This is a genomic window from Gottfriedia acidiceleris, assembly GCF_036421055.1.
GTDB lineage: Bacteria > Bacillota > Bacilli > Bacillales > Bacillaceae_G > Gottfriedia > Gottfriedia acidiceleris_C.
Window position 1 is genome coordinate 1 of the sequence record NZ_JAZGQS010000051.1, and the last position, 503, is coordinate 503.

Sequence of the window (503 nt, forward strand, 5' to 3'; positions counted from 1 at the left end):
GCGACTGTTTAGCAAAAACACAGGTCTCTGCGAAGCCGCAAGGCGAAGTATAGGGGCTGACGCCTGCCCGGTGCTGGAAGGTTAAGAGGAGGGGTTATCCCTTACGGGAGAAGCTCTGAATTGAAGCCCCAGTAAACGGCGGCCGTAACTATAACGGTCCTAAGGTAGCGAAATTCCTTGTCGGGTAAGTTCCGACCCGCACGAAAGGCGTAACGATTTGGGCACTGTCTCAACCATAGACTCGGTGAAATTATAGTACCTGTGAAGATGCAGGTTACCCGCGACAGGACGGAAAGACCCCGTGGAGCTTTACTGCAGCTTGATATTGAATTTTGGTACAGCTTGTACAGGATAGGTAGGAGCCTGAGAAGCCGGAGCGCTAGCTTCGGTGGAGGCGTCGGTGGGATACTACCCTGGCTGTATTGAAATTCTAACCTAGAGCCGTGATCCGGCTCGGAGACAGTGTCAGGTGGGCAGTTTGACTGGGGCGGTCGCCTCCTAAA

At 53.7% G+C, this 503-nt stretch carries 1 rRNA gene; it reads left to right on the forward strand.

The annotated features are described in order from the left end of the window. Positions 1-503: ribosomal RNA gene (locus RAH41_RS22540) — 23S ribosomal RNA — on the forward strand; the annotation flags it as partial.